Genomic DNA, 4,232 nt, shown 5'->3' with positions numbered 1-4,232 from the left:
TCCTCACTCTTGCGGCGGAAGCTCGGCAGGCGCGAGCCGAGCGTGGTCATCAACTGGTCGATGCGCCCCTTGAGCGCGGCCGGCCGTTCGATCACCGGCAACTGGTAGTGGCCCTGGTTGGTGGCGTTGAGGTTGACCGCGATGATCAGGTCGCAGTGGCTGGACACCACCGGCACGATCGGCAGCGGGTTGAGCAGGCCGCCGTCGACCAGCATGCGCTTGCCCTGGATCACCGGGGTGAACAGGCTGGGAATCGCCGCCGAGGCGCGCATCGCCTGGTGCAGGCAGCCTTCCTGGAACCAGATTTCCTGCTGGTTGGTGAGGTCGGTGGCGACCGCGGTGAAGGGGATCGCCAGCTCCTCGATATTGATCTCGCCGACTATGTCGTGGATGCGCCCGAACACCCGCTCGCCGCGGATGGCGCCGAGACGGAAGCTGACATCGATCAGGCGCAGCACGTCCAGGTAGTCCAGGCTCTCGGTCCACTCGCGGTACTCGCGCAGCTTGCCGGCAGCGAAGATGCCGCCGACCACCGCGCCCATCGAGCAGCCGGCGATGCAGCCGATCTCGTAGCCGCGCGCCTGCAGCTCCTCGATCACGCCGATATGGGCGTAGCCGCGCGCGCCCCCCGAGCCCAGTACCAGCGCCACTTTCTTGCTCATAGGAAAAATCCCCCGTCGATGTTTCGACCTTACTCGCGCAAAGGCGCTGCGCCAAGGCGGTCTTTGCTAGAATCCGCCGCCAGTCGTCGATGCAAGAGAGAGACATGAGCGAGCCGATTCGTTTGACCCAGTACAGCCACGGCGCCGGTTGCGGCTGCAAGATTTCCCCCAAGGTGCTGGAGGTGATCCTCGCCGGCAGCGGCGCGCAGAACCTCGACCCGCGCCTGTGGGTCGGCAACGCCTCGCGCGACGACGCGGCGGTGTATGCCATCGACGAAGAACGCGGGGTGGTTTCCACCACCGACTTCTTCATGCCCATCGTCGACGATCCCTACGACTTCGGCCGCATCGCCGCGACCAACGCCATCAGCGACATCTACGCCATGGGCGGCGACCCGCTGATGGCCATCGCCATTCTCGGCTGGCCGGTCAACCTGCTGGCCCCGGAGGTCGCCCGCGAGGTGATCCGCGGCGGCCGCGCGGTGTGCGACGAGGCCGGCATTCCGCTGGCCGGCGGCCACTCGATCGACGCCCCCGAGCCGATCTTCGGCCTGGCCGTCACCGGCCTGGTGGACAAGCGCCATATGAAGCGCAACGACACCGCTACCGTCGGCTGCCAGCTGTACCTGACCAAGCCGCTGGGCATCGGCATCCTCACCACCGCGGAGAAGAAGGCCAAGCTGCGCAGCGAGGACGTCGGCCTGGCGCGCGACTGGATGTGCACCCTGAACAAGCCCGGCAGCCGCTTCGGCAAGCTCGCCGGGGTCAAGGCGATGACCGATGTCACCGGCTTCGGCCTGCTCGGGCACCTAGTGGAAATGGCCGATGGTAGCGGCCTCAGCGCGCGCGTCGAGTTCGCCAGGGTGCCGCGTCTGGACAGCGTCGAGCATTACCTGGAGCAGGGCTGCGTGCCCGGCGGCACGCTGCGCAACTTCGACAGCTACGGCGAGAAGATCGCGCCGCTACCGGAGCTGGCCAAGCTGCTGCTGTGCGACCCGCAGACCAGCGGCGGCCTGCTGATCGCCGTGGCGCCGGAAGGCGAGGCCGAGTTCCTCGCCGTCGCCGCCGAGCTGGGCCTGCAGCTGGCGCCCATCGGCGAGATGGTCGAGCGACAGCGCCACGCGGTCGAGGTGCTGTGATGCGGGACAACAGCGCCGACTACCGCGACATATTTCTCAACGACCGGCCGATGATGGACGCCCGCGCGCCGGTGGAGTTTCTCAAGGGCGCCTTCCCCGGGGTGGTCAACCTGCCGCTGATGGACGACCTCGAGCGGCAGAAGGTCGGCACCTGTTACAAGCAGCACGGCCAGCAGGCGGCCATCGAGCTGGGCCACCAACTGGTCAGCGGTGCGCTGAAGGACGAGCGCATAGCGGCCTGGGCGGCCTTCGCCAAGGCCCATCCGGACGGCTACCTGTACTGCTTTCGCGGCGGCCTGCGCTCGCAGATCGTCCAGCAGTGGCTGAAAAGCGAGGCGGGCATCGACTACCCGCGGGTGATCGGCGGCTACAAGGCGATGCGCGGCTTTCTCCTGGAAACCAGCGAGCAGGCGGTGGCCGAGTGCGATTTCGTCCTGGTCGGCGGCATGACCGGCACCGGCAAGACCGAGGTGATCGGCCAGCTGGACAACGCCCCGGACCTCGAAGGCCACGCCAACCATCGCGGCTCCAGCTTCGGCAAGCGCGCCAGCGCCCAGCCGGCGCAGATCGATTTCGAGAACGCCCTGGCCATCGACCTGCTCAAGCGTCGCGCGCGCGGCCAGCGCCAGTTCGTGCTGGAGGACGAGGCGCGCCTGATCGGCCGCTGCTCGCTGCCGCTGCCGCTGTACCAGGCGATGCAGGACTACCCGCTGGTGTGGCTGGAGGACAGCCTGGAGCATCGCGTCGAGCGCATCCTCAAGGCCTATGTGGTCGAGCTGTGCGCCGAGTTCGTCGCCGTCCACGGCGAGGAGGGCGGATTCGCCGCATTCGCCGCGCGCCTGCGCGAGAGCCTGGCCAACATCACCCGGCGCCTGGGCGGCGAGCGCTATCAGCGCCTGGCGGCGATCATGGACCAGGCCCTCGGCGAGCAGGCCGCCGCCGGCCAGGTCGACACCCACCGCGGCTGGATCGAGGCGCTGCTGGTGGAGTACTACGATCCGATGTACGTGTTCCAGCGCGAGAGCAAGGCCGGGCGCATCGAGTTCGTCGGCGAGCAGCAGGCGGTGGTGGAGTATCTGCGTCAACGCGCCGGGCGCTGAAGCGGGCACTTTCCCCGGGCGCCGGCGTCCTACACTGGGTCAATCCGTAGTCATGTCCTTGTAAGGAGTGTGGTCGATGAAACATTGGATCTGTTTGCCGGTACTGGCCCTGGTGCTGAGCGGTTGCGCCGGCAAGACGGTGTACCGCGACACCTGCGCCAATCAGCTGGACGCGGCCTGGAAGGAGCTGAGCATCGCCGAGGCCGAAGGCTTCGCCGGCACGGTCAGCTACTCCAAGGCGCTGTCGCTGCTCACCGCGGCCAAGACCCAGCAGCAGTTCGAGGCCTACGAGGGTTGCACCAGCAAAGCCGAGCGGGCGCGCTTCTACATCCGCGAATCGCGAGCGGGGCGCTGATGCAGCTCGACTTCGCCACGCTGAGCCCGCTGGAGGCCTACCGCTGGCTGGCCGCCAGCGTCACCCCGAGGCCCATCGCCTGGGTTTCCACCCGTTCCCCGCAGGGAGTGGCCAACCTGGCGCCGTTCAGCTTCTTCCAGGTGATCAGCGACAACCCGCCGACCCTGCTGGTCAACGTCAACACCCGCGACGACGGCAGCCTCAAGGACAGCCTGCGCAACGCCCAGGCCAGCGGCGAACTGGCGATCCAGTTGGTCAGCTTCGCCCAGGCCGAGGCGATGAACGCCAGTGCGGCGATACTGCCGCACGAGGTCAGCGAGTTCGTCCATTGCGCCATCGCCAGCCTGCCGTGCGAGCGCATCGACGTGCCGCGGGTGGCCGGCGCGCCGGTGACCTTCGAGTGCCGGGTGGCGCAGATCCAGCCCTATCCGGCGGCGAATCCCAACTGCCACCTGATCTTCGCCGAGGTGCTGCTGGCGCATATCGACGACGCCGTGCTCAGCGAGCAGGGCCGCCTCGACCCGCTCAAGCTCGACCTGATCGGCCGTCTCGGCGGCAGCGCCTACTGCCGCACCAGCGAGCTGTTCCAGATGCAGCGGCCATGAATCCGCTCTGGAAACGACCTCCAGTTAGCTGATCCAGCCATTTCAGGCCCTGCTGGCTTGTCGCCAGCAGGGCGGCGCTCCTATGTTCGGCCATTCGCGGCGAGCAGTAGGCGGGGGTGGTCATGGGGAGCGCGTGGAGCAATCGGCTGGCCAGTCTGAGCACGGCCAGCAAGCTGATGCTGGGTTTCGCCCTGGTGCTGGGGCTTACCGCGCTGGTGGCCGGCACCGGGCTGCTGGCGCTGCGCGAGGTGAACGCCGGGGCGGCGCTGCAGCAGCGCATGAGTGCGCTCGGCGAGCAGCTGCTGCACATGCGCCACAGCGAGCAGGCCTTCGCCCTGGCCGGCGATCCGCAGCAGGCCGCGCGCCTGGCC

The 4,232-nt window shown here is 68.2% G+C and carries 5 protein-coding genes and 1 pseudogene; 5 read left to right on the top strand and 1 reads right to left on the bottom strand.

From position 1 onward, the window contains the following. Nucleotides 1-662 (bottom strand): patatin-like phospholipase family protein (locus N878_RS13775; RefSeq protein ID WP_021444225.1); only part of this gene is annotated, 662 nt, incomplete at its 3' end. A 104-nt stretch (nt 663-766) separates the two neighbouring features. Between N878_RS13775 and selD the strand changes: the two genes are divergently transcribed. The 5 genes and pseudogenes from selD to N878_RS13750 all read left to right on the top strand — a co-directional run. After that, the gene (gene selD, locus N878_RS13770) at nt 767-1,801 is read left to right on the top strand and encodes a selenide, water dikinase SelD (RefSeq protein ID WP_021444224.1); all 1,035 of its coding nucleotides are present in this window, start codon (nt 767-769) and stop codon (nt 1,799-1,801) included. Next, entirely contained in the window at nt 1,801-2,901 is a 1,101-nt protein-coding gene (gene mnmH, locus N878_RS13765; RefSeq protein WP_021444223.1) for a tRNA 2-selenouridine(34) synthase MnmH, read from the top strand. The genes selD and mnmH overlap by 1 nt, the downstream gene beginning before the upstream one ends. Nucleotides 2,902-2,977: 76 nt before the next feature. Beyond that, nucleotides 2,978-3,256, top strand: a complete 279-nt coding sequence (locus N878_RS13760) for a hypothetical protein (RefSeq protein WP_021444222.1) — start codon at nt 2,978-2,980, stop codon at nt 3,254-3,256. Then, on the top strand, nt 3,256-3,861 hold the full coding sequence (locus N878_RS13755; protein WP_021444221.1) for a flavin reductase family protein: 606 nt from the start codon (nt 3,256-3,258) through the stop codon (nt 3,859-3,861). The genes N878_RS13760 and N878_RS13755 overlap by 1 nt, the downstream gene beginning before the upstream one ends. Nucleotides 3,862-3,983: 122 nt before the next feature. Next, nucleotides 3,984-4,232, top strand: a pseudogene (locus N878_RS13750) (methyl-accepting chemotaxis protein); the annotation flags it as partial.

Source organism: Pseudomonas sp. EGD-AK9 (assembly GCF_000465935.2).
Taxonomy (GTDB): Bacteria; Pseudomonadota; Gammaproteobacteria; order Pseudomonadales; family Pseudomonadaceae; genus Aquipseudomonas.
Note: the sequence above shows the minus strand (reverse complement) of the source record. Positions and strands in the feature narration are given on the sequence as shown.